The organism is Paenibacillus sp. 3LSP (genome assembly GCF_032465655.1).
GTDB lineage: Bacteria > Bacillota > Bacilli > Paenibacillales > Paenibacillaceae > Fontibacillus > Fontibacillus barengoltzii.
Window position 1 is genome coordinate 54570 of sequence record NZ_JAWDJI010000134.1, and the last position, 24453, is coordinate 79022.

Here is a 24453-nt window from a genome sequence, read left to right on the forward strand (position 1 = left end):
ATGAGCGGCGATCTGTTTTTTGACCGGATCCCCCCGCAAAATCTAGAAGCAGAGCAGGCGGTACTTGGGGCAGTGCTGCTGCAATCGGAGGCACTTATTACCGCGATGGAGCGGGTGCGGACCGAGGATTTTTACGATAAGCCTCATCAATTAATCTTTGAAGCGATGGTTCAACTCGGCGAGGAAGGCAAGCCGATTGACCTTGTGACGTTAACTGCCAAGCTGAAGGACCGCGGTGAGCTGGAGGAGATCGGCGGCGTCAGTTATTTGGCCAAGCTGGCTCATGCCGTACCGACGGCAGCCAACGTGGATTATTACGCGCGGATCATTGAAGAGAAATCGATGCTGCGGCGCTTAATTCGCACGGCTACGCAAATCGTCAGCGACGGTTATGCCGGCGGCGAAGATGTGGCCGACATGCTGAGCGATGCCGAGCGACGCATTCTGGAGATCTCCAACCGCCGTTCGGGCAGCGGGTTTATCCCGATTCGCGATGTGCTGATGGAAGTGTTCGAGCGCGTTGAGACGCTGCATCAGAACCGCGGAACAACCACCGGGATTCCTTCCGGGTTCGTTGATTTAGACCGCATGACGGCGGGCTTCCAGCGCAGTGACTTGATTATCGTTGCGGCGCGCCCTTCCGTAGGTAAAACGGCGTTTGCCTTGAACATTGCCCAGAATGTCGCCGTACGAGCGAAAGAAACCGTGGCCATCTTCAGTCTGGAGATGTCCGCAGCTCAGTTGGTGCAGCGGATGATCTGCGCCGAAGCGAACCTCGATGCCAGCGTAATGCGGACCGGGGATTTCAAGAGCGATGACGATTGGGCGAAGCTGACGATGGGGATTGCGGCCTTGTCGGAAGCGGAGATTTATATTGACGATACCCCTGGCGTAACCGTGGCGGATATTCGGGCGAAATGCCGCCGGCTCAAGAAGGAACGCGGTCTGGGTATGATCGTGATCGACTACCTGCAGCTGATCCAAGGCCGGGGCAAACCCGGCGAGAATCGGCAGCAGGAGGTCTCGGAAATCTCCCGGACCCTCAAGCAAATTGGCCGGGAGCTGGAAGTGCCCGTGATCGCCTTGTCTCAGTTAAGCCGGGGCGTGGAGCAGCGGCAGGACAAGCGTCCGATGATGTCTGACCTTCGGGAATCGGGTTCCATCGAGCAGGACGCCGATATCGTAGCGTTCCTGTACCGGGACGATTATTACAACCAAGAAACCGAGAAGAAGAACATTATCGAAATCATCATAGCGAAACAACGGAACGGCCCAGTAGGGACCGTTGAGTTGGTGTTCTTGAAGAACTTTAACAAGTTCGCCAATTATGAGCGGGCGCATGCGGATGCGTTCGCAGGTTAGGCTGAACTGAGAACAGGAATCCTCTTGATCCAAGGACTGACGATCTTCGTCAGTCCTTTTTTTTCGTGTTTGGGATAGATTTCGAGTTAAACAATCGAACCTTCCATTCTCATCTATGGGACAATTATGGGACAATCTAGGGGATTAAACCAGAAAACCAAACAATTTTCGACACATTCCATATCATGGAATATATGCCTGCGACTTGTCTGTACGCAGGAAGAAATGACTGTATAATTTAGATTTGTAAGGAAATGAAAGTTGCGGAAAGAGGGTGTAAATTATAAGTTCTCATTCAAGCAATCGGACGAGCTTCTTCAACTTCGTGATCCAGTAGAGAAAGAACTCAAATAGAGGTATGGGAGAGGATGAAGATGGAAATGAACGGCAAGCCAGATGTACGGGATTGGTTCCCAAGTGAAGACGGAAATTCGGCACAGCAGAAGCGAATGTTAGATCTAATCGAACAACTGGTTCGCGGCGTAGATGAGTTGAAGGACCCCGAAGGCGTTAACTTGAAAGGGGAGAAGCGGCGGGATGCGAATTTCTATGGCGAGCTGGCGGCGGAAAGCGAGATCCCCCAAGTAGGTGCCCCGATGGAAAATGTCAACGAAGAGTTACTCAAGTTACTGCACGGCCATCCCTATCATACGAAATACTTTTTTACGAATATTTTGCCGATGGCTTCGATTCCCGGCATGCTGGGGATGCTGACGGCCATGTTGGTCAATGGGAACAACCTTTGGGATGTCTATGGGCCAGCCGGTGCCGAAGCAGAGGTTCGGGTCATCGCCATGATGTCCAAGCTTGTCGGCTATGATGCGGCAACCAGTGGAGGCTATACGACATGGGGCGGGCAAGGAGCAGTCTTTTCCGGTCTGCGTATTGCGATTGCCAAAGCGGTGCCGGACGCACTGAAGCGGGGGGTTCCCAACAACCTGTTCGCTTTCTGTTCCGAGGCAGCCCATTACAGCTTGCTCAAATCGGTGGAAGCTACCGGGCTGGGCAGCGATCGACTGGTGAAGGTCAAAACTTTACCTGACAGCTCGATGGACATTGCCGATTTGAAACGGAAACTGGAGACCGTTTCCCGAATGGGGGGCGTGCCGGTATATATCGTAGCTACAACCGGAACGACGGATGCGATTGGGATTGACGATATCCGACAAATTCGTGCCGCCGCAGAGGAAAACGCGGATCGGTTCGGTTTGCCATGCCCGCATATCCATGCGGATTCAGCTCTAGGCGGTTTCTTTGCCTTCTTTAACGACTACGATATGGAGCAAAATCCGCTGGGGTTCAGCGAAGGTGTCCTCGCCATGCTGGAGCCGATCCGGCGGAAAATGCAGATGCTCTCGCTTGCAGATTCCCTCTGCTTTGATTTTCAGAAGCTGGGCCAGGCTCCGTACGTATCTAGTTTGTTCCTCTTGAAAAATGCTGCCGATCTTAAGCTCATGGATCTGGAAGCGGAGGATACGCCGTACGTCGGTCACCGGGGTTATGGCGAGTACCATACCGGCTATACGCTGGAATGCTCCCGGATGGCAAGTTCGATCAGCATGTACAGCTTGCTGCTGTCTTTTGGCACAGAAGGGTATCAGCGCTTGTTAGGGCAGTTCCTAGAAGTGAACCGGGTATTCCGAGAGCAGTTGACCGCGGAAATTCCGCAGGCGGACATTGCGAATCCGGACAATCCGGGCATTTCTACGCTGATCCGCATCTATTTGCCAGGATGCCCGCGGTTTGCCGACGAAATCAAGGGGACGTGCTCCGCACAGGAGATTGAACGCAACAACCAGCTTAACGAGCGGTTGTTCGAGAAGCTGGGAGAACGCCGTGACCGGATGTTCTTTGGCGATACGAAGAAACATCTGCTGGTCAGCTCGTCCGAAGGCCGGGAGATTCCGCTGTATGTAAGCAAATTTTTTGTCATTTCGCCGCATACCCAACCGGAGCATGTGCCTGAAATCGTGCAATATTTGAAGGAATGCGTAACGGAGGTATGTGAAGCATTTAGTGTACCGGCAGTGAACTAAAGAATGACTTAGGACTTTGACCTAGCGATGAACGCAACTATTAAACTACCCAGGAGATGAACTCGCAGTGAAAGATAAAATGAGACGTTTACTGTTCGGACATATCTCTTCGAAAATTATGTTAGGTACGGCAGTCTTGCTCCTGATCGCGGTGATTTGTTTCATTGGACTGCTTACGATCGTAAATTCCACGCTGAGTGACAAGCTGAAGAACGAGCTGGACCACCGGCTGGAGAGCGATATCCGCATCGTCCAAAGCGAATTGGAGCGGATTGAAGGCAATAAGCTGGAAATCGACGGTACCGACAGTCCGTTATATCAGGAAACCCGTGAGGCAATGGACCGGCTGAAGGTCCTATACAATTTGGAAAACGTCTATATCTTGTCGAACGACGGGGGCACGGAGCGCATCATCGCTTTGTCTGACACCGAAGGCGACTACAATTTGGAATATCCGTTTTCTGATGAGATGAAACAGGCCATTACCAACGACCAAGAAACGATTAGCAGCATTTATAAAGATGAGTTTGGCGTACATAAATCGATGTTTGTTCCTTTGAAAAATGAAAACGGCACGAACGCCGGGCTGCTGGGTATCGATCTTGATGCCTCTGTCATTCCGGAAACCGCCTCGGCGGTGTTATGGTACAGCATCGCGATCACCATTCTGGTTCTTGTCATCGGTTTGCTGTTCGCTTACCTGCTGGGCCGGATGATTGCGAAGCCGATCCGAACGCTGGTGCAGGTGACGGATCGTTTTGCGACCGGGGATTTGACCCAGGAGATCGAAATTCGCAGCCGCGATGAGGTCGGTCGGTTGGCGGAGGCGTTTGATACGATGCGTTCGAATATGAAACAGTTAATCGGTCATATTTCCGCTTCGTCCCTCGAGGTATCGGGAACCAGCGCCCAGTTGATGCAAGTTGCTAAAGAGTCCAGCGAAAGCGCACAGCAGGTGGCGGTTTCGATGAACAATATGAGTGAAGGCATTAACGAGGTCGTGGAATCGATCACTCATAGCTCCGCCTCGGTGCAGGAAATTCAACAACAGTTAAGCGGCGTTGTCGCCGATGTGAACACGATGCAGTCTATTGCCGAGAAGGTCAGCAAGCAATCGTCCGAGGGCCAAAACATGGTGGACGAGACACTGCGTCATATGAACAAGATCGAACAGGTCATGCAACACTCGGAAACGATGGCCGGACAACTGGAGGATCACTCCCGAGAGATCGGCGAAGTGATCAATATGATTACGGAGATCGCGCAGCAGACGAATCTGTTGGCGTTGAATGCCTCCATCGAAGCGGCGCGCGTTGGCGAAATGGGTCGCGGCTTTGCCGTGGTCGCCGGCGAAGTCCGCAAGCTGGCAGAGCAATCGGCTGAAGCTGCCTCGTCGATTACCGAACTGGTGGCCGGGACGCAGGAAAACAGCCGACTCGTTATAGAAAGCATCGGCGAAGGCAGCCGGGCAATTGAAGAGGGCCAGGAATGGATGAGCAAGACACATCAAAATTTCCGCGAAATCTTTCAGGGCATCAGCGATTTCTCGGCCCGTACCGATCAACTGCTGCAGTCGTTGCTGCTGGTGGAAAACTCCTATCACAGCATTTCCGCCTCGGTACAGCAAATTTCCGGCGTGACCCAAGAGCAGGCCGCTTCTTCCGAGGAGGTCGCAGCCGCGTCTGAACAACAGAGCGCAGCCATGCAGGAAATCGCCGGGGCGATTCGCCAGCTCTCGGTATTGTCTGAGAATTTGCAGCAGGCTGTGGCGATTTTTAAACTTTAAGCAAGATTTGCGTATTATTTCAGTGATTCAAGGTGCCTTTGCCAATCTAGGCTCTGCCTGGATTCGGCGAGGCATCTTCTTTTTAAAAACAGGAATTCCGAACATTTGTAAAATTAAACATAATTATCGTTCGCTTTTTAATTTGACTTTAAAAATGGAGACTGTTAAACTGGTATTGCTGCGTTAAAGCGATAGATGGTCGGATTAACGTTAGCAGCGCGTTTGTTAGCGCGTACAATTATGGAAAAATGTCGGATCAGCCTAAGGATGGCGGCAAGCCATCGGCAAGACGAAGGCTGTCTTTTGCAATGTTCAAATACAGGTGCTTGACGCACCAAGCGGGGGAATGTACATGTCAACGGTAGTCGTTGTAGGAACGCAATGGGGAGACGAAGGTAAAGGTAAAATCACGGATTTCTTGGCGGAAAGCGCCGATGTGGTGGCCCGTTATCAAGGCGGTAACAACGCCGGTCACACCATTCTGATCGACGGCAAGAAGTACAAACTCACCTTGATTCCGTCAGGCATCTTTAATCAAAATAAACGCTGTGTGATCGGCAACGGGGTTGTGATCAACCCGGCTGCCCTGATCGATGAAATCAACTACGTGGAAGAGAACGGGTTTAGCACGAAGAATCTTGTGATCAGCGACCGGGCGCATGTGATTTTGCCGTATCATCTGGTCTTGGATAAGCTGGAGGAAGAACGTAAGGGAGAGAACAAGATCGGAACGACCGGGAAAGGGATCGGGCCGGCGTATATGGACAAAGCTTCCCGCAACGGGATTCGGATCGCGGATTTGATGGACCCAGAGGAGTTTGAAACGAAGCTGCGTCACATCATGAAGGAGAAGAACCATCTGATCGAGACCATTTACGGCGGGCAGCCGCTGGACGTGGAGGAAGTGCTGCAGCAATATCTGGGATATGCAGAATTTCTGCGTCCGTACGTTGCGGACACGTCAGTGGTTTTGAACGATGCGATAGATGCCGGACAGAAGGTGTTGTTCGAAGGCGCGCAAGGTGTCATGCTCGACATCGACCAAGGCACCTATCCGTTCGTAACCTCGTCCAATCCGTCGGCCGGCGGAGTCTGTAACGGCAGCGGTGTAGGACCTACGAAGATTCATCAAATCATTGGGGTAGCGAAAGCATACACCACCCGTGTCGGCGACGGTCCGTTCCCGACCGAACTGTTCGACGAAGTGGGTGACATGATCCGAGAGACAGGTCATGAATACGGAACGGTTACCGGGCGTCCGCGTCGGGTAGGCTGGTTTGACAGCGTGGTAGTCCGCCATACGCGGCGCGTCAGCGGCTTGACCGGCCTCTCGCTGAACTCCCTGGACGTGTTGACCGGACTCAAGACCGTCAAAATCTGCACCGGCTACAAATACCGCGGTGAGATCATCACCCACTATCCGGCAAGTCTCAAGGTGCTTGCTGAATGCGAAGCTGTGTATGAAGAAATGCCGGGTTGGTCCGAGGATATCTCGGGGGCGAAAACGCTGGAGGACCTCCCGGAATCAACCCGGAATTACGTCCGCCGGATCTCGGAATTGACCGGTGTGCCTATCGCGATTTTCTCCGTTGGTCGGAACCGCAGTCAAACCAATCAAGTGTTGCCAATCTACGAATAATTCAATAGATAGACGATTCAGACGATTTCTAAACCGCCGAACGAGCGATGTGTTCATCCTCGGTCGGCGGTTTCTTTTTCGAGTTTCGGTTCCTTGCTTAGGTTGAAATCTGGTTTTGCCGTCCATACTGAAGGTTGAGAGACTAGATTCTTAGGCAGTGGGAGGATACAAACGATGAAATGGTTCGGATGGATCTTGAAATTATGCGTAACGATCGTAGCGGTTAGTTTATTAACCGTGGCCACAACGGGATATATCGTCAATTCGTATATCCAATCTTTACTCAGCAGTTATAACCTGCCGATCACCGCAGAAGCTCCTAGCTTTAGCGGGATGATGAAGGGCATGCTGGGACTAGGCGGTGCCTCAAACCGTACGGATCAGGCAAAAGGTGAGGATAAAGTAGACAACCGTGCGGACAAGACGAAGGACGATGTGGCGGATTCATCCTCTGGCGGCAGTGGAGAGAGTGGTAGCTCCGGGGGGGCGACAACGGGGACGAATGGAACCCCGGCTAGCGGCAAAGATCCAGGCACGGAGGGGAAGGACGCCAACACCACAGATGAAAATGCACCGGAGGATGCTTTGCCGGTGATGGGCGGAATGAGTGGCGGAGAAGCAATGGGCGAGGATCAGCAGGTGGTCGTGACGCCGGATGATCTCGTGGCCAAGAAGAAGGAACTGCCGGATCAGCAGAAGGAGGAAATTTTTGCGATCCTTATGAAGAAGCTGCCACAAGAGGAAATGCAAATGTTGACTGTCGCCCTGGAAGGTGGTTTGACGGAAACGGAAATGATTAACATTGAACAGGTTCTGTCAAAACATTTGGATAAAACGGAATACGCCAAGGTCATGGAATTGTTAAAAAAATAAAATCGCTTTAATTGCCTGATCTAAAGGGAATGTCAGCGCTAACATTCACAGGATTGTAAATTCAATAAACTAGCTTGCTTACTGACCAAACCGTGAGAACCCGCTTGTTAAGCGGGTTCTTTGCTTTTGACCGAAAGTTGATAATTTTCACCCCACTGTGTTAAAGTAATCAATAGTGATTAAAGGTTAAAATTTTGAAACCATTTCAAGTCGAATCGAGTCGATGGATAAAAGGAGATCGGTATGAAAGGTTTTACGGGAAAACGCTGGCAGCTGTGGCGCGTGAACGACTCTCGGACGCAAGAGCAACACAGCCGCCCGGAAAACGATTCAGAGATATCCGAACCAGAGAGCAGGCGAAAATGGCGTGATCTTCTTAAGCCCCGCAAGCTTGTCTTAGCCGGAGCCGCTGTGGTTGTCATTGCCGGAGCGGTCTATTGGGGAGGCCAGCAATACGTTAAGGCGAATACGGTATCTTATTACCGGGTTTACGTCGGCGGGAAAGAAATTGGCACGATCGCAAGTGAATCGCAATTACAGGCTCTGATTGCACGTAAGGAGCAGGAATATAAGCAAAAATATCCGGATGTGGAGATGGCAGTGAATACCGAGGGCATCACCATCAAGCCGGAGCAGGCCTACAAGGCTGACGTGGATGCGGAGTCTACGCTCGACGAGCTGTACGGGATGCTAACCGGGTACGCCAAAGGTGTGGAGCTGAAGGTGGACGGCAAAGTGATCGCCGTGGTGAAGGACCAGGCGGCCGCCCGAGAGGTTCTGGAACAGGTGAAATCGAAATATGCACCGGATGTGGCTGTCAGCACGCTGGCTGCTAAAGTGAAACGAACTGGCGGGAGTAAGTCAGCCCAAGCGAAAACAAAGGCCTCCAGCGCAACGTTGGAAACGGTGGAAATCGCTGAAGACGTGAATCAGGGAGAGATCAAGGCCGATCCGAACAAGGTGATGAGTCCAGAGGAAGCGGTACGAAAGATCCTTCAAGGGGACGAGGCAGCAATTCAATATGAAGTCCAGGAAGGGGATACGATCTCGTCGATCGCGGCCCGTTTTGGTGTGTCACAGAAGGAGTTGTTTGCGAACAATCCCGGGATTGAAGAGCTGACGCTGCAAATTGGAACGTTGCTCAACGTGAAGGCGGTGCAGCCGGCCCTAACGGTTCGTACGGTGGAGCATGTAACAGAGGAAATTGTTACGGAACCGCAGGTGATCATTAAGAAGAATGCCAGTATGCGTGCAGGAGAAACGAAAGTGATTTCTCCAGGTTCCAGCGGCCTCAAGACCATGGAGTACAGGATCACGAAGGAAAACGGCATCGTGGTCAATGAAGAATGGCTGGGCCAGGAAGTCACGAAGAAGTCTTCGCCGAAGATCGTTGTGCGCGGCACGAAGGTTGTGTTGGGTGAGGGCACCGGGCAGTTTGCCTGGCCGGTATCCAGCGCGAAAATGACAAGCAGCTACGGCGAACGTTGGGGACGGACGCATAAAGGCGTTGATTTGGTCTCCTCCAACCGCAGCATTTTAGCTGCCGATGACGGCGTTGTTACCTTCGTTGGAACGAAGTCGGGTTATGGCAACTGCATCATCATTGACCACAAGAATGGCTATGAAACGTTGTACGGTCATTTAAGCAAAATCAGCGTGAAGAAAGGTCAAGTCGTCGAGAAGGGCGACAAGATTGGCGTCATGGGCAGCACCGGGCGTTCGACCGGCACGCATTTGCATTTTGAGATTCATAAGAACGGCAGCATTCAGAATCCGTTGAAATATCTATAAGATGTGAGTCCGTCTCCTGTAAGGGGGATGGGCTTTTTTTGTGGATTTGGGCGGGTATAGGTTTTGGCTCCCTTTGTTTGAGGATTATCCCGTTTCATCAGGCGGTGGAAATAAGAGCAATGGGATTCTATCGATCCATCTTCTCTCTGAGCCAAGGGGATAATCGCATAGACAGGCGACAGTAAAAGGTATACAGGGAGGAGATGAATGCGTGCTGTCAATCGTTACCGTCTCCGAAGATAGCTGATGCGGTGCCAGATATGGTAAGATAGAGGGAGCAAAAGCCCATGGCTGAAAGTTGGGGTGAACTTGATTCATGCAAGGAAAAATTCTAGTCGTGGATGACGAGAAACCCATTGCGGATATTTTAAAATTTAACTTGGAGAAAGAAGGCTATGAGGTCGTGCTTGCCTTCGACGGGATTGAGGCCACTCAGCTGGCCTTCTCCGAACAACCGGACTTGATTCTGCTCGACTTGATGCTGCCTGGCAAGGATGGAATGGACGTATGCCGGGAGGTGCGGGCGAAGCTCGAGACTCCGATCATCATGCTGACTGCGAAGGACGGAGAGATCGATAAGGTGCTGGGCTTAGAGCTGGGCGCTGACGATTATGTGACCAAGCCTTTCAGTACCCGGGAGCTGTTAGCTCGAGTGAAGGCGCAGATGCGGCGTCAGCAGAAGGCTGCCGCAGCGGCCGAAGGTGCGGAGGACACGAAGCAGGGCATCAGTCTGTTCGAGTTGTTTATCGACACGGATATGTATACGGTCTATAAGAACGGCGAGCCGCTGGACCTGACACACCGGGAGTTCGAGTTAATGCATTATCTGGTGAAGAACTCAGGCAAAGTGATGACCCGCGAACACTTGCTGCAAGCAGTATGGGGCTTTGAGTATTTTGGTGATGTTCGCACGGTGGACGTGACGATTCGCCGCTTGCGCGAGAAGATCGAGAAGGACCCCAGCAAGCCGGAATACATTTTGACGCGGCGCGGATTGGGGTATATGATGCGAAGCTCCAAGGCGGGTGGACTCTAGAATGAATCTGCCCTCTTTTTTTCGCACGATCCAGGCAAAACTGATTATTATTTACGTGCTGCTCATCCTGATTGCCATGCAACTGATCGGGGTGTATTTCGTGAGCGCGATGAAGACCTCGCTGACCAGCAACTTTACCAAGGAGCTGCAGGAGCGAGCGGAGCTGCTCTCCGTGTTGGCGGCACAAAACCTGGGCGTGACTGGAGAGTCGGCGGAGGAATCGTTAGAGAATTTGCGTGTATTGGTTAACAACTTGTTTAATATCGGCGGGGCCGAGATTCAGGTGCTCGATGCGAGCGGCAAGGTGCTGACGACGTCCAAGCCCTCCCATGCCGATTACGTCGGCACGAAGAACACGCAGACCGTCGTCAGCCGGGCTCTGCAGGGCATCCGCGATAACGAGGAGTATATTATCGACGAGGACAACGTCCGGAAGAAGGTCGTCGCCAAGCCCGTTGTCAGCGGCGGGAAGATCGTCGGGGCTATTTACATTGCAGCGTCAATGAGCGAGCTGTACAGTACGATGGAGCGGATTAACAATATTTTTATCTCCGGGATCTTGCTGGCGCTGGGGTTGACGGCGGTATTAGGTGTGATTTTGGCGCATACGATCACCTCGCCGATTAAGGAGCTGACGCGGCGGGCGACGGCGGTGGCTGAAGGGCAGTTCCATCAGAAAATGCCGGTGCTTGGCAATGACGAAATCGGCCAACTCAGCAAGGCATTTAACTACATGACCAGCCGTTTGCGCGATGCGCTGGCGCAGAACGAGGAAGAGAAGGAGAAGCTCGCTTCGATCCTCACGAACATGAGCGACGGGGTGATCGCCACCGACGAGACCGGCCGGGTCATCCTGATGAACCGGCGTGCGAGCGAGATGCTGGGGACATCGGATAAGGATCTCGATCGGGCCGATATCATGTCGCTGTTGAACCTCCCAGATGAGGAGCGGGACGTGCTGGAGCAAGGAACGATGCATTCGACGATCCTGGAGAATACCGGGCCGGACGGTGACGTCTTCCTGATCCGGGTGACGTTTACACCGATCCATCGGCGGGAAATCGGGATCATTGGCACGATCGCCGTCCTCCAGGACGTTACCGAGCAAGAGAAGCTGGAGGCGTCGCGGCGGGAGTTTGTCGCGAACGTATCGCATGAGCTGCGGACGCCGCTGACGACGATCAAGAGCTATACCGAGGCGCTGGAGGATGGCGCGATGGAGGATCCAGAGCTTGGACCGCGGTTCGTGTCCGTGATTCAGAGCCAGACCGAGCGGATGATCCGTCTGGTCACAGATCTGCTGCATTTGTCGCGGTTCGACTCGCATGAGGCCGAACTGCGAAAGCAGCCGACGAACGTGATGGAGATGCTGGAGGATGTGGTGGATCGGTTTTCTTTTCAGATGCAGGAGAAAGAGATCAAGCCCACGTTGTTTATTGCCAGTGACGTGGACACGGCCTGGATTGACCGCGACCAGATTGACCAAGTGCTGGACAATCTGTTCTCCAATGCGATGAAATATACGCCGGAGGGCGGCGTCATAGCGCTAGAAGCTCGCTTAACCGATGACCGCCAACTGGCCATTTCAGTGCAGGATAACGGGATCGGGATTCCAAAGAAGGACCTGGACCGGATTTTTGAACGGTTCTATCGCGTGGATAAGGCGCGTTCACGGAATATGGGCGGGACGGGCCTCGGCCTATCCATTGCCCGGGAAATTGTAAAAGCCCACGGCGGGACCATTTCTCTGCAGTCCGAATTGGGCAAAGGCACGAAGGTGACCTTTACGTTGCCGGCGGAGAAGCAAGGAGGCGAAGCGCGGTGAAAGAGAAGGTCAAATCGCTGACGCTGGCCTTGCTGGTCGCGTGCAGTTTGGTACAGAGTTATTTTCTTATCTATCAGTTGCCGGGCAGCAATCCGGTGGTCAAGTCGGAGAGTGACTATATCCGTACGGAGAACATGGGAACCACCTTGGAAGCCGATGTGATGCTCTTTCCGGCGCATATCGCCGTGCATTTGGGTGAGGAACGGCACACCGTGTTTTATCCGGATTCGACGTTCTACAAGTTGATTTATAACCGGCTGAAGGGCCGTCAGTTCGACGGGTTCCAGCGCTATGACATCGATAATATGAATTGGACGGAGATTCGCAGCAAGGATATCGGGGTGGAACTGGACTTTGGCGGAGGCGTTCCTGTAGAACTGCTGCAGAAGGTGATGCAGATCGCACCGGACCCGTTGTTTGACGCGGAGAGCGTGAACCGGTTGATGATCTTTAACTCGGGCAGCGACGATCAGGTGCGGGTGTTCTTCTTTAGCTCGCGAGGCGATGTGGTCTACGAGGCAACGAAAGCCGACTTGACGGTGCAGGACGTGCAGCAACAGGTGGATTTCGGTAAGGATTGGGTGCCGTACACGTTAACGGATGGGTATTATGTCCCCGAGAAGTCGATTGATTTGGTTGAAACCGGCTTGAACATCGGGTTATATACGACCGAGCAGATGCAGCGAAGCTTGTTCTTTGATCCGAGCATCACCCGGTACATCCGGGAGAAAGACGGCTCCGAAATCTACACCGACAGTAAACGCAGCCTTCAGGTCAAGCAGAACCGAAACTGGATCAACTACACCGATCCGGCCGCACCTTCAGCGGGCGAGAACAGCCCAAGCAAGAACGTGCTGTCGGCGATTGACTTCGTCAACCAACATGGCGGCTGGAATGGAACTTACCGGTTGGAGCAAACGACGGAAGGCGTTGAGGAAGACCAGCATCGGGTGGTGTTCCAGCAGTATTACGGCACAGGGCAATTTGGCTCTTTCCCGATCCTTGACCTGTCGACGTTCCATTACGGAGCGATCTCGTTGGAAATGCGTCAAGGCACCATCACCGGCTATGAACGGTCGTTGATTTACGGCTCCGGCGGCAATTGGGAGAAGAAAGTCGTCTCTCTGCCCGGCGGCAAGGCGTTGCGGGAGAGCATCGCGGCGCTAAAGGCGGAAGCGTGGATCGCTAACCTATATCCAGCATACTTGCCTTCCCTCACCGAGCAAGGGTTGCTGCTGAAGCCAACTTGGGTTGTCGAGCTCAGCAACGGTGCGACTCGGGTGCTCAGCTTGGAAGCGGTGGAGAAGGCTGGAGCAGATATGGAGGAAGCTGATGAGACTGACGAAGCTGAGGATGGCTCCAGCACGGCTGCGATTAGTGCTCCCATGGGGTAGTGTGATGCCGAGGCAGATGTTGATGGTTGGTGCTGGTGGTAGGGTGAAGGTAGTGTAGGTCTGAGATGTAGACGATAAACTCGTTCTTCTAACGGACTCAGGTGCCGTTATTAGGACGAAAACTTGATGGATCTTCACGCTAACGGACCCAGAAGACGCTATTCGGTTGATACGATAGTAATGTACTTCATTTGAGGGTAATAAGGTCACTGGAGTCCGTTCGGTTGGGAAATCGTCGGGAAAACCATCATTAACGTCACTACGGTCCGTTAAATTGATGTGAACATGATTTTAACGAAAGGGGGGTGAACCATGGATTGGGGACGGGCGAAAAATGTGTTGATTTACGCCTTCTTGTTGCTGAATCTGGTGTTGGGTTATCAACTGTGGAACGACCTGCGGGAGCAGGCCGACTCCAACCTGGATATCACCGCCCTGGAAAATAACACGCAGCAGGCAATGGACGAGAAGAATATTCGCGTGCTGGCCAAAATTCCGACGGAAACGCCGGAGCTGCCCAAAATCGCTTACCGTTTCCTAGACGATGCGCAAAGCGGCAAGATGGTCGAGCTGCCGGTGCCGGTGGACAGCAGGTTGATTTTTTCGCCGCGGGAGTTAGCAGCTGCACTCAAGGGCAGCATCCCGGACATCGGGGATTACCGCTATGATGAAGTAGCGAGCAGCGCCGACGTGTTCGTTCTGCACCCGCTGGTGGACGGGAAATGGCCGCTTTTCAAAATCGAGCTTAAGCTGCTGGGCAGCAATCAGAAGATCATTTCGTACCAGCGTCGGGCGATTGAGATCAGTTATCCGGAGGAGGAGAAGCCGCAGCGTGTGCTCTCCGCCTCCAAGGCGCTGGGCAACCTGATTGAGAATTTCTTGCCGGAAGGCTCGGTGGTCACGGAGGTTGAGCTGGGTTATTACGGCGAGGTGTTCGATTCGGACGCGCATCTGCCGGCTGCTCCGGCATGGCGCTTTATGCTGGAGAGCGGCAAGGAGTATTACGTACAGGGCATCAGCGGTGATGTCATTAGTCCGAACACAGAGAAAACGAAGGAGTAATGGGAGACTATGGGGATCCGATTTTCGGTGCTGTCGAGTGGTTCGACGGGAAATGCAACACTAGTGGCCAATGGGGAAGTCACACTGATGATTGATGCCGGCTTTAGCGCCAAACGCATCGAGGAGCTGATGATGGAGCGCGGGGTAAGCGGGCAGGATTTGACAGGCATTCTGGTTACGCATGAGCATTCGGACCATATCAAGGGGTTAGGTGCGGTGGCGCGAAAATACAATCTTCCGGTATACGCCAACGAGAAGACGTGGGCCGCTATGGAAAAGGCGATTGGGAACCTCGCAGACGACCAACGCTGTATCCTGGGGACCGGGGAAACCCGCGATTTCGGCTCGCTCCGTGTAGAATCGTTCGCCATCTCGCATGACGCTGCCGAGCCGGTGGGCTACAACTTCTACGACGGCAAGGAGAAGCTGAGCGTATGCACCGACCTGGGCTATGCCAGCGACAAGGTGAAGGAAGCAATATATGATGCCGATGTGCTGGTGCTTGAGGCGAACCACGATATCGAGATGTTGCGGATGGGACGATATCCGTGGAACATCAAGCGGCGCATCCTCGGCGACTTGGGTCACTTGTCCAACGACGCGACCGGGGAACTGATGAGCGAAATTCTGAACGGCCGTCTGAAGCGGACGTATCTGGCTCACCTCAGCCGCGAGCACAATATGCTTGATCTAGCCAAGATGGCGGTTCGCAGCGCCATGGAGGATCGCGGTTGCTTCTTCAAAGACAGTGAGTTCAAGCTATGCGACACGTACTATGATCGGCCGACGCCGTGGGATGTCGTGAGTGAGCGGTAGGCGGCGGGAGGAACTGTGGCTGATCAAGCATCAAGCGGACCTGTTTGCTGAAATCTGTATGATTTTTCGAGTAGATTGTGTTGCGGATGAGGAAAACGTTGATTTGTACTCGATTTTTCATATAGAATTCGGTCGATTGCCCTTCTGAGGCGAGAATGTGTATGAAAAATCGAATAGATTTGGTCGAAATCAACGAAAATGGCGAAATGTATTCGATTTTTCGCGTACATTTACATTTACTGACCACGAAGATAAGAAGACCGCCTGGTTGGAATGGGATCCCCAGGCGGTCTTTGTATTATAGATTCCACCCTGGCAAATACGCCTTGGTGTTGTTTAGCATCGTGGTGAACAGCTCCTCTGCTTGCGAAGGCGTCAAGGTGGAGAGCAGCGGGTCATTCAGGAAGGCGCGGAAGGCCAAGTCGCGATCCTTGGTTAAGGCGGCCTTCAGAATCGTCTCCTGGTTGTAGACGTGCCGGCTCACCAGATTGTTGATGTCTTCCGGCAAGCTGCCCGCCACCACCGGCTGGACGCTGTTTGCGCCAAATACGGCGTTCGTCTCCACAACGGCGTTCAGCGGCAGCGAAGCCACTTGACCGAGGTTCGGCAGGTTGACGTTGGTGATCATCGGGGCGCTGGCACCGGTTAAGCTGAGCAACATCGCGATCCCTTCCTCACCGCTGGATTTGAGCGTGAACGTCTCCTTGCCGGCAACCAGACGACGGCTGCGCTCCCGCAGCTTCTGCAGATTGTTGATCCGCCAGTCGACGGTCGTCAGGCCAAATTTCCACTGCTTCACATGCTCAGGGCTTCGCAGATACCAGGTGTTGGGCATAAATTCGGCCAAATGACGGTCACCGGCAGCGGCAATAAGCCCGAAGCGGAGGAACAGGTCGAAATGAATGCGGTTCGCGGAGGCGAAGCTGTTGTTCATCCAGTGGTCTTTGTGCCCATGGGTGCTAAAGCCTTCTTCGGCATACTTCTCGGCAAAACCCTGATACAGCGGGAACAGATCAGTACAGCGATAGGAAGCGCGGTCCAGCCAGGTGAAATGGTTAATCCCCAGCACGTTCACTTCGATCTCTTGGCGGCGGACACCGGTCACTCCCGCCATGTCTTCAAGCATTTCCGCCAGCAGCTCCTGTGTGCCGAAGACCTCATGGCAGCAGCCAAAGGCTTTGATGTCCGGGAACACTTCGTACAGCGTGCGGGTCAGGACGCTCATCGGGTTCGTGTAGTTGATGACCCAAGCGTTGGGGGCGTGATCGCGAATGGCTTCAGCGATTTCTACGTACATCGGGATGCTGCGCAGCGCGCGTATCGTTCCGCCCGGGCCGACGGTATCGCCGACAGATTGATAGATGCCGTAAGCCTCCGGCGCATGCACGTCGGAGCGCATCTCCTCGAACGTTCCGGGAAGGATGGAGATGATCACGAAGTCGGCACCCTTCAGCGCTTCTGGCAGCGTCTGTACCGCTTCATAACGCCAGCGTCCCACTGCATCCGGATGATCTTGCAAACGGTTACCAATGATCTCATTCGCTTGGGCTGCCGCAAAGTCGATATCGTATAGGGCCACATGTCCCGAAAGCGCCGGTTCCAGAGCCAAGTCGCTCATTAACCCCCAGGCCCAGCCGCGGGAACCGCCGCCGATATAGGCGATTTTCAAATGTTTGACCGTGGTGGCTTCTTGCATAACGTTCACTCCCTTGATTGATGTTACAATAAACATAGAGCAAAAATAGAAAGGTTACTGCACCAATTTTGTTGATTTGAGCGGATATTCTACATTTTTTGCTGTCGTTAGATGCGCGTGGTGGGAGGGAGCAGAATGACGTTGGAAGGACAATTAGCACCGATTCGCCGGAGGCTGTTTATCGAAGCGGCGAAGCAACCCGGGCGGTTCTCGATGGATGGGGAGCATTTTCACGATGCTTGGGAGATTTATTATCTGGTATCCGGAGAACGGTGTTACTTCATCAAGGATCAAATTTATCGCATCAGCGCGGGCGATCTCGTGTTGATTCCGGTGAATGTCCTGCATAAGACGTCACCCGCGGGGAAGCTGTCGCAGCCGCATGAGCGGATTCTGGTGAACTTCCGTACGGAGGTGGTAAACGCGTTGCTGCCCGGAAGGGAGGAAGCGCTGGAGCAACTTTTTGCAAAGTACCCAGTTCTTCGTTTAAACGCCGAGGAGCAGCAGCTTGTGCAACCGCTGTTCGCTCGTATGCTGGCAGAGCAGAAGCAGCAGGCCGTTGGATATGAGGAATATTGCCAACTGCTGTTGGCGGAGTTGCTGCTTCACCTGCTCCGCATGACGAACGGCCGGCCGAGTTATGATGGGGAAGACGGGGGCGAACAGCGCCCCTATCGGGAAATCGCCGAAGTGGCCCGCTACATCAATACGCATTATGACGAGAATCTCAGCCTAAGTGAACTCGCCGATCGCTTTCATCTCAGCCCATATTACCTCAGCCATCTGTTCCCCAGAGTCACCGGGCTGACGTTGGTCGCTTACATCAACCGCGTTCGGATCGAGGAGGCATGCGCACTGCTGCGCGAAACGGAGCTGCCCGTGACCGAGATCGCATACCGCGTTGGCTATCAAAGCGGCACTCACTTCGGCCGCGTGTTTAAGAAGGCCAAGGCGGTATCGCCACAAAGCTACCGGCGCGAGCAGCGGATGTTTAGCGGCGGAGCGGGAGTGCGGTAAAAATAAAACCCTTCCGTCTATAGACGGAAGGGTTTGGTGCGTACTTAAGAGACGGTCAGGCTTGCTTATTAAACGGTGGGATAGGGGGGCGGGGTCATGAAGCCGTCGATTTCGAGCGCTTTTTTCTCGATTTCCTCCCGGGTTAAGATCCCCTTCTCTATAAGCAGCTCCATAATAGCGCTTAAAGTCACCAGCTGGTGATAATGCTCCTCCTTCATATCCGCCAGCTTGGCGAGCACATTCACTTCATTCATCGGTGTGGAATAATAGGAATCCATGGTTTACCTCCCTCAGATGACCGTACAAGGCGCACGGTGATGATGTTTCTTCGCTTGGTCTGCGATGATGTAGCCAGCGGAAGTTGGTTAAAATTGCCGTCATTTCTCTGTTCAATTTCTGCTTCTAAACCATCAAAATATGGTAAAATAAATCTATCAATCTATCGCATTAATATAGTGTAGTCAGGTGTATGGTCAAACATTCCAGTTTTCAGTAAAAAAAGCGGCAAACTTCTCAAATTTCAGGCAACCTATCTTCGGTTCATGGCGTTAATAAAAGTAAGGCTACACATGAATATGGCTTTGCTGTGACGGCATAAAGTTGAAGGGGACCTGTGCCTGGGGCAGATGGCATGTGATGATGCCGGTCCTTTTGGGAAGCATGATGGAGGGGGAGAATAGAGATGGGATGGTTTGACGATGACTTTTATTCCACCAAAGTTCCGGGGCGTATGCGGTTGTCCGAAGGCGGTAGCTTGCGGCGTTGGCGCGGAAGGTCGCGCAGGCATCGCCTGGAGCTGTCCACGTTACAGATCTCTTTAATCTCTTCCGTTCTTAGTGCGGTCGTGGCCGTGCTGTTATTCAGTTTCATTACGGGGCTTCCTTCCTCATCGAACCGACATGTGGCAACCAGCAGTGCAGTGTTGCTGTCGGATACCGGCGATCCTTTCGATCGGATCAGCTCTGCGGCGGCCAAGGTTGCACCTGCTGTGGTGAGCATCCTCAATCATGGAGAGTTGTCGGATGGCGATCCGGAGCAGGCGGCGCTGGGTTCGGGCGTGATTTTCAAGAAAGAAAAAGGGAAGGCCTTCATTATAACGAATACACATGTCATTAGCGGTGCAAGTGATCTGGAAATTGTGACAAGCGACGGATCCTCACGTAAAGCCGAGGTTATCGGACAGGATTCGATCAACGATATTGCGGTGCTGGCCATCGACGGACAAGGTATCGATACGGTGATCGAGCTTGGCGATTCGAAGAAATTGCGGGCCGGGGAAACGGTCATTGCTGTTGGCAATCCGCTGGGTCTTGGAGGGACGCTGACCTCCGGGATCGTGAGCTACACCAGCCGGATGATCCCGGTGTCGCTGAACCAGGATGGTGTGTACGATTGGGAGCAGGAAGTGATCCAGACGGACGCGGCTATTAATGAGGGCAACAGCGGCGGAGCGCTGGTTGATCTGAACGGTCGGCTGATCGGCATCAATACGATGAAGATTTCCGATACGGGCGTTGAGGGATTGGGTTTTGCCATTCCGGTCAATGAAGTCATGAAGACGGTCGACGATTTACTCCTGCACGGGAAGGTAGTTCGTCCTTATATGGGCGTCTACACGTTGGACCTCAACAACCGCTATTCTCCGATTACTGACGAGCAGCGCCAAGATCTCAACCTGCCGAACCATGTCACCGCAGGGGTGATCGTCTTGGAGGCGCATGGCCCGGCACTGAAAGCGGGATTGAAATTAAACGATGTCATTACCCAACTCGATAAGCAACCGATCAAATCGACGTTAGAGTTACGCCGGTATTTGTATGAGCATAAGAAGATCGGGGATGAGTTGGAGGTTACGTATTACCGTGACGGCAACTTAGAGAAAGTAACCCTGGAGCTGACCGATAAGCCGTCGGATACGGAAATCGAACAAGGGTTAGACGATAACGAATAAAGCATATTTCATGGAGAGATTCCGAAGTCATGACAGACGTTAGTATAGAAGCGACTGGAGTGGGGGAGGAATCTTTTTTTTTGCGGGAGCTGAAGGAGGATGGAGATGAGCAGTGCCTTTTCGTTTTCGGGTAAGCATCGGCGTCACCTGTTAGAGCAAATGGCGGGTTCCACGGAGCCGCTGGACCTATTGGTCGTGGGCGGCGGAATTACCGGAGCTGGAATCGCCCTCGATGCAGTTGCGCGGGGAATGCGGGTAGGTCTGGTAGAGATGCAGGACTTTGCCGCGGGAACGTCAAGCCGTTCGACAAAGTTGGTCCATGGCGGCTTGCGTTACCTGAAGCAGCTGGAGATCGGTGTGGTGGCGGAGGTAGGACGTGAGCGGGCGATCGTTTACGAGAACGGTCCGCATGTGACCACGCCGGAATGGATGCTGCTGCCGATTTATCGGGGTGGGACGTTTGGCCGGTTCAGCACGTCGTTGGGGCTGCGGGTGTACGACTTCCTCGCGGGGGTGAAGCGCGGGGAACGGCGCAGCATGTTGTCGGCAGCGGAGACGTTAGCGAAAGAGCCGCTGCTGAAGCAAGACGGTCTGCTGGGCGGCGGGTATTATGTGGAGTACCGCACGGACGACGCCCGCCTGACCCTTGAAGTGCTTAAGGAAGCAGCGGCCCGTGGGGCGATGGCGGTCAACTATGCCAAGGTGACCGGGTTCCGGTACGAAGGCGCGCAGCTGGTGGGCGCTGAGGTGACGGATCTGGCCGAGGGGCGGACGTATGAACTGCGCGCCCGGAAGATCGTCAACGCAGCAGGCCCGTGGGTGGATGCGCTGCGCGAGATGGACGGGTCGAAGCAGGGGAAAATGCTGCAGCTGACCAAAGGCGTGCACCTGGTGTTCGACCAGGGGCGGTTTCCGTTGCGGCAGGCGGTGTATTTTGATACGCCGGATGGCCGTATGGTGTTTGCGATTCCGCGCGATGGCAAGACCTACGTGGGCACAACGGACACGGTGTACCACGGCGAGATCCATCATCCGCGGATGACAGAGGCAGATCGCGATTATATCTTGAATGCGATTAACGGCATGTTCCCCGGGCTGGCGATCACGGCGGCAGACGTGGAGTCCAGCTGGGCCGGCGTGCGTCCGCTCATCTATGAGGAAGGCAAATCGCCTTCGGAAATTTCACGTAAGGATGAAATTTGGGAGTCGGCGTCCGGCCTGATCACGATCGCCGGCGGCAAGCTGACCGGCTACCGCAAGATGGCGGAGCTGGTCGTGGACCGGGTGGCCGCTAAGCTGAAGCGGGAATACGGACGGAGCTTCACCCCTTGTGCAACCCGGTTGCTGCCAATCTCCGGCGGGCAGGTGGGCGGCTCGCAAGGGCTGCCCGGCTTCGTGACGCGCAAGGTGCTGGAAGCATCGGAGCGGGGCATTCCGCAGGATCTTGCGGCCAAATGGGCGGCCAGATACGGCTCCAACGTGGACCGGCTGCTGGCTATAGCCGATGATGCGCTGACTGCGGGTGTGCTTGCTGACTCGTCCGGTGGAGCTCAGCTCCCGCTGGAAGTAGCGGTTCCGCTGCGGTATGCCTTAGAAGCGGAGATGGCGATGACGCCGGTGGATTTTTTTGTGCGGAGAACCGGGGCTTTGTTATTTGACATCGCTTGGGTGCGGCGTTGGAAGGCATCGGTCATCGATGAAATGTCCCTGTATTTCAACTGGCCGGAGGATGTGAAGCGCCGGCGGGCGGAAGAATTGGAGCAGGCACTGACGGAGGCGGTTTTCCCTATAAACGAAGAGTAAATCATTTGATAATCAGCATGTAAATGCAAATAAATGTAAAAAACTGCTGCAAGGATTTTCCCCTCGATCTGTCGAATTACATCGAAAAGAGCAAGCCAAAAGATCGAGGATGGAAAGAGGGCAGGGGTTCATGAAGAATGGAATGAAGCGCGGGATTCGCGGATTGGTGATTCTCGCGGGGTTCGGAGCCGCCTGGTTGGCTGCGGGATCCGCGGTACAAGCGGCTGCGGTGAACTTTACAGATGTACCGGCAACCCATTGGGCTTATGACAAAGTCATGTGGGCGAAGAACAATGGAGTGACCGACGGGTATCCGGACGGCACGTTCCGCCCGGCGCAGTCGGTGACAGAAGCGGAGTTTCTAAGCATGCTGGTGCGGGCCTATCCCGAGATCAAGCTGGATCAGGTGAATGAGCAGGAGGCCTGGTATACGCCGTATTACAACTTGGCCTCTGAATTGGCATGGCCGGTGAGCGACAAGCCGAACGAGCCGATTACACGCGGTTCCGTGGCTCGGTTGATGGCGGCTTTTTATGGGCAGAGCTTAAGCGAAGATGAGGCAGTCCAATGGATTCTGGCGCAAGGCTTGGCCCAAGGGAAGAATGGTGCCGGTGTGGAAGGCTTCGCGCCTAAAGATGCGGTGTCGCGGGCGGAAGCGCAGACGTTCCTGTATCGGCTGAAGCTGACGCTGCCTAAGGCGACCAGCCCGGATTTGATCAAACCGGAAATCCAGCTGAAGGGCGTGGGTATCGGCGATTCGACAGAACGCGTGATGGAGCTGCTCGGCGAGCCGGCGCGCAAGGATGTTACGAACTATGGACTGGAATGGTACATCTATAATAAGGATTACAAGCATTATACGCAGGTGGGCGTAGCGGACGGCAAGGTTGTTGGCTTGTTTGGTAATCATGACGAGTGGCAGTTTGCGCCTGATGCGGAGAAAGGGCTGGAGAACCTGCGGAACAGCCTGGCGAGTATTTGGAAGAAGAGCGAGCGTCCGCCGAGGGAGTATGTCGAGACGTATACGCCGAGAGGGTTGTACATCAACCTGTATCTGGATAAGCACGAGAAGTACCGCGTGGACGGCGTGCTGCTGATGGACCAAAAGTTTACGGAGAGCCATGTGTATGCGCCGAATACACCGGAGTCGCTTAAGGCGACGGAGCGGGAGATTTTTGACCTGACCAATTCGTTCCGGGCGCAACGAGGCTTAGGCGTGCTGAGCTGGAATGAATCGGTGGCTGAGGTGGCGCGCGGGCATAGTCGGGATATGGCGGAACGGAATTATTTTGAGCATGATAATCCTGAGGGGAAGTCGGCCGGTGACCGCATGATGGCTCGCGGAATTCCGCAGTTCCGGGCTTGGGGTGAAAATATCGCCGCCGGTTACCTGGATGCCATCGACGGACATTATGGCTGGCTGAACTCCTGGGGTCACCGGGAGAATATGCTGGAGCCTGTATTCACGATGCTGGGTGTGGGTGCGGTAGATGGGCTCAGCAGCAGCGATTACAGAACGTACTACACGCAAAACTTCTATACGCCGTTGTAAACCTGTTCGGCCATCTCTGCCTGTTCGGTTGGGTTGGCCAGCAGGGGAAGGGACCGCTTGCCGGAATTGACGGGGCGGTTCCTTTTTTGCACGGAGTATGGTAGAAAAGATAAAGGACCACCTGTTAATACGTAAGTCGGCCGCAGGAGTGCGGTACAGAGAAAGGATGCTTTGACTATGTACGTCGTTTGCAAAGATCATGTGGAACTGGCCATCGATATGTTCGTGGATGAGTTTGAGGATGCCCCGGATGTGGTCGATTTGGAGCACACCAAGTTTATTGATTGGGAGCCGCCGGTGAAATGTCAGGAATGTGACCAGGAGGCGCGGTTTTTGGTGGTGTAAGTGCGGGGCAGGTGAAGGTGCTGGACCGGTGGCAGGTGACTGACAGGTGACTGGCGAGGCACACAACGGAATGAGACACAAAGAAACGGGGCGACGGCAGGGGATGCGGGCCCCGCTTGTTTTTTTAGATATCTGAGTTTTTGGACTTTGGACGGACGATAACGGAGGGTGTTACGGTGCAGATTCAAATCGTGGCGGTTGGTAAATTGAAGGAAAAATATCTGGTCCAGGGCATTGCGGAATACGCCAAACGCCTGGCGCCTTATGTGAAATTTCAAGTCGTGGAGGTGCCCGACGAGAAAGCGCCGGAGACGATGAGCGAGGCGGAGCTCATCGGCGTGAAGGAGCGCGAGGGTGAACGCATCCTCGCGCAGATCAAGAGCGATGCGCATGTTATCGCGCTCGCGATTGACGGCCAGCTCTGGAGCTCGGAGGAGCTGGCCGCGGAGATCGACCGGCTCGACTTATT

At 53.9% G+C, this 24453-nt stretch carries 19 protein-coding genes; 17 read left to right on the forward strand and 2 right to left on the reverse strand.

Going from position 1 to position 24453, the window contains the following annotated elements:
* From dnaB to RW092_RS10835, 11 genes are all read left to right on the forward strand, one after another.
* Window positions 1-1362, forward strand: coding sequence for a replicative DNA helicase (gene dnaB, locus RW092_RS10785; RefSeq protein ID WP_009223372.1), 1362 nt, complete (start codon window positions 1-3; stop codon window positions 1360-1362).
* 374 nt (window positions 1363-1736) lie between these two features.
* Window positions 1737-3398, forward strand: coding sequence for a pyridoxal phosphate-dependent decarboxylase family protein (locus tag RW092_RS10790; RefSeq protein ID WP_316010194.1), 1662 nt, complete (start codon window positions 1737-1739; stop codon window positions 3396-3398).
* Window positions 3399-3477: 79 nt separating this feature from the next.
* Complete coding sequence (locus tag RW092_RS10795; protein ID WP_410055531.1) at window positions 3478-5184, forward strand: methyl-accepting chemotaxis protein; 1707 nt, start codon at window positions 3478-3480, stop codon at window positions 5182-5184.
* A 352-nt stretch (window positions 5185-5536) separates the two neighbouring features.
* Window positions 5537-6823 (forward strand): adenylosuccinate synthase, encoded by a 1287-nt coding sequence (locus tag RW092_RS10800; protein WP_085169955.1) that lies wholly within the window; start codon window positions 5537-5539, stop codon window positions 6821-6823.
* 174 nt (window positions 6824-6997) lie between these two features.
* Complete coding sequence (locus RW092_RS10805; RefSeq protein WP_016314553.1) at window positions 6998-7696, forward strand: hypothetical protein; 699 nt, start codon at window positions 6998-7000, stop codon at window positions 7694-7696.
* Window positions 7697-7939: 243 nt separating this feature from the next.
* On the forward strand, window positions 7940-9487 hold the full coding sequence (locus RW092_RS10810; RefSeq protein ID WP_028539289.1) for a M23 family metallopeptidase: 1548 nt from the start codon (window positions 7940-7942) through the stop codon (window positions 9485-9487).
* A 316-nt stretch (window positions 9488-9803) separates the two neighbouring features.
* A complete protein-coding gene (gene yycF, locus RW092_RS10815) occupies window positions 9804-10523 on the forward strand; it encodes a response regulator YycF (RefSeq protein WP_028539288.1) in 720 nt (239 codons plus the stop codon).
* 1 nt (window position 10524) lies between these two features.
* Entirely contained in the window at window positions 10525-12348 is a 1824-nt protein-coding gene (gene walK, locus RW092_RS10820) for a cell wall metabolism sensor histidine kinase WalK (protein WP_028539287.1), read from the forward strand.
* Window positions 12345-13742 (forward strand): YycH family regulatory protein, encoded by a 1398-nt coding sequence (locus RW092_RS10825; RefSeq protein ID WP_316010196.1) that lies wholly within the window; start codon window positions 12345-12347, stop codon window positions 13740-13742. Before walK ends, RW092_RS10825 begins: the two co-directional genes overlap by 4 nt.
* A gap of 312 nt (window positions 13743-14054) precedes the next feature.
* Window positions 14055-14804, forward strand: coding sequence for a two-component system regulatory protein YycI (yycI, locus tag RW092_RS10830; protein ID WP_016314548.1), 750 nt, complete (start codon window positions 14055-14057; stop codon window positions 14802-14804).
* 9 nt (window positions 14805-14813) lie between these two features.
* Entirely contained in the window at window positions 14814-15620 is an 807-nt protein-coding gene (locus tag RW092_RS10835; protein ID WP_009223382.1) for an MBL fold metallo-hydrolase, read from the forward strand.
* Window positions 15621-15918: 298 nt separating this feature from the next.
* Here RW092_RS10835 and RW092_RS10840 read toward each other — a convergent pair whose 3' ends face one another.
* Window positions 15919-17316, reverse strand: coding sequence for a family 4 glycosyl hydrolase (locus tag RW092_RS10840; RefSeq protein WP_316010197.1), 1398 nt, complete (start codon window positions 17314-17316; stop codon window positions 15919-15921).
* A gap of 135 nt (window positions 17317-17451) precedes the next feature.
* On the opposite strand from RW092_RS10840, the gene RW092_RS10845 reads away from it, so the two are divergent.
* Window positions 17452-18333 carry an AraC family transcriptional regulator gene (locus tag RW092_RS10845; RefSeq protein WP_176221971.1) on the forward strand — a complete coding sequence of 294 codons (882 nt, stop codon included), beginning with the start codon at window positions 17452-17454 and terminating at the stop codon, window positions 18331-18333.
* 68 nt (window positions 18334-18401) lie between these two features.
* On the opposite strand, the gene RW092_RS10850 is transcribed toward RW092_RS10845, so the two are convergent.
* The gene (locus RW092_RS10850) at window positions 18402-18611 is read right to left on the reverse strand and encodes a hypothetical protein (RefSeq protein ID WP_016314543.1); all 210 of its coding nucleotides are present in this window, start codon (window positions 18609-18611) and stop codon (window positions 18402-18404) included.
* Between the two features lie 404 nt (window positions 18612-19015).
* Here RW092_RS10850 and RW092_RS10855 point away from each other — a divergent pair, with 404 nt between their 5' ends.
* The 5 genes from RW092_RS10855 to RW092_RS10875 form a co-directional block, all read left to right on the forward strand.
* The gene (locus tag RW092_RS10855) at window positions 19016-20284 is read left to right on the forward strand and encodes a S1C family serine protease (protein ID WP_016314542.1); all 1269 of its coding nucleotides are present in this window, start codon (window positions 19016-19018) and stop codon (window positions 20282-20284) included.
* Between the two features lie 105 nt (window positions 20285-20389).
* A complete protein-coding gene (locus tag RW092_RS10860) occupies window positions 20390-22087 on the forward strand; it encodes a glycerol-3-phosphate dehydrogenase/oxidase (protein ID WP_316010198.1) in 1698 nt (565 codons plus the stop codon).
* Between the two features lie 130 nt (window positions 22088-22217).
* Entirely contained in the window at window positions 22218-23639 is a 1422-nt protein-coding gene (locus tag RW092_RS10865) for a CAP-associated domain-containing protein (RefSeq protein ID WP_316010199.1), read from the forward strand.
* Between the two features lie 177 nt (window positions 23640-23816).
* The gene (locus RW092_RS10870; protein WP_009223395.1) at window positions 23817-23984 is read left to right on the forward strand and encodes a CxxH/CxxC protein; all 168 of its coding nucleotides are present in this window, start codon (window positions 23817-23819) and stop codon (window positions 23982-23984) included.
* A 176-nt stretch (window positions 23985-24160) separates the two neighbouring features.
* On the forward strand, window positions 24161-24453 hold a 293-nt coding region (locus tag RW092_RS10875; RefSeq protein WP_316010200.1), incomplete at its 3' end, for a 23S rRNA (pseudouridine(1915)-N(3))-methyltransferase RlmH.

Bases quoted from the DNA above. Each gene is read 5' to 3' on its own strand.
- dnaB (WP_009223372.1), top strand. From the start codon at position 1: ATGAGCGGCGATCTGTTTTTTGACCGGATCCCCCCGCAAAATCTAGAA.
- RW092_RS10790 (WP_316010194.1), top strand. From the start codon at position 1,737: ATGGAAATGAACGGCAAGCCAGATGTACGGGATTGGTTCCCAAGTGAA.
- RW092_RS10795 (WP_410055531.1), top strand. From the start codon at position 3,478: ATGAGACGTTTACTGTTCGGACATATCTCTTCGAAAATTATGTTAGGT.
- RW092_RS10800 (WP_085169955.1), top strand. From the start codon at position 5,537: ATGTCAACGGTAGTCGTTGTAGGAACGCAATGGGGAGACGAAGGTAAA.
- RW092_RS10805 (WP_016314553.1), top strand. From the start codon at position 6,998: ATGAAATGGTTCGGATGGATCTTGAAATTATGCGTAACGATCGTAGCG.
- RW092_RS10810 (WP_028539289.1), top strand. From the start codon at position 7,940: ATGAAAGGTTTTACGGGAAAACGCTGGCAGCTGTGGCGCGTGAACGAC.
- yycF (WP_028539288.1), top strand. From the start codon at position 9,804: ATGCAAGGAAAAATTCTAGTCGTGGATGACGAGAAACCCATTGCGGAT.
- walK (WP_028539287.1), top strand. From the start codon at position 10,525: ATGAATCTGCCCTCTTTTTTTCGCACGATCCAGGCAAAACTGATTATT.
- yycI (WP_016314548.1), top strand. From the start codon at position 14,055: ATGGATTGGGGACGGGCGAAAAATGTGTTGATTTACGCCTTCTTGTTG.
- RW092_RS10835 (WP_009223382.1), top strand. From the start codon at position 14,814: ATGGGGATCCGATTTTCGGTGCTGTCGAGTGGTTCGACGGGAAATGCA.
- RW092_RS10840 (WP_316010197.1), bottom strand. From the start codon at position 17,316: ATGCAAGAAGCCACCACGGTCAAACATTTGAAAATCGCCTATATCGGC.
- RW092_RS10845 (WP_176221971.1), top strand. From the start codon at position 17,452: ATGACGTTGGAAGGACAATTAGCACCGATTCGCCGGAGGCTGTTTATC.
- RW092_RS10850 (WP_016314543.1), bottom strand. From the start codon at position 18,611: ATGGATTCCTATTATTCCACACCGATGAATGAAGTGAATGTGCTCGCC.
- RW092_RS10855 (WP_016314542.1), top strand. From the start codon at position 19,016: ATGGGATGGTTTGACGATGACTTTTATTCCACCAAAGTTCCGGGGCGT.
- RW092_RS10860 (WP_316010198.1), top strand. From the start codon at position 20,390: ATGAGCAGTGCCTTTTCGTTTTCGGGTAAGCATCGGCGTCACCTGTTA.
- RW092_RS10865 (WP_316010199.1), top strand. From the start codon at position 22,218: ATGAAGAATGGAATGAAGCGCGGGATTCGCGGATTGGTGATTCTCGCG.
- RW092_RS10870 (WP_009223395.1), top strand. From the start codon at position 23,817: ATGTACGTCGTTTGCAAAGATCATGTGGAACTGGCCATCGATATGTTC.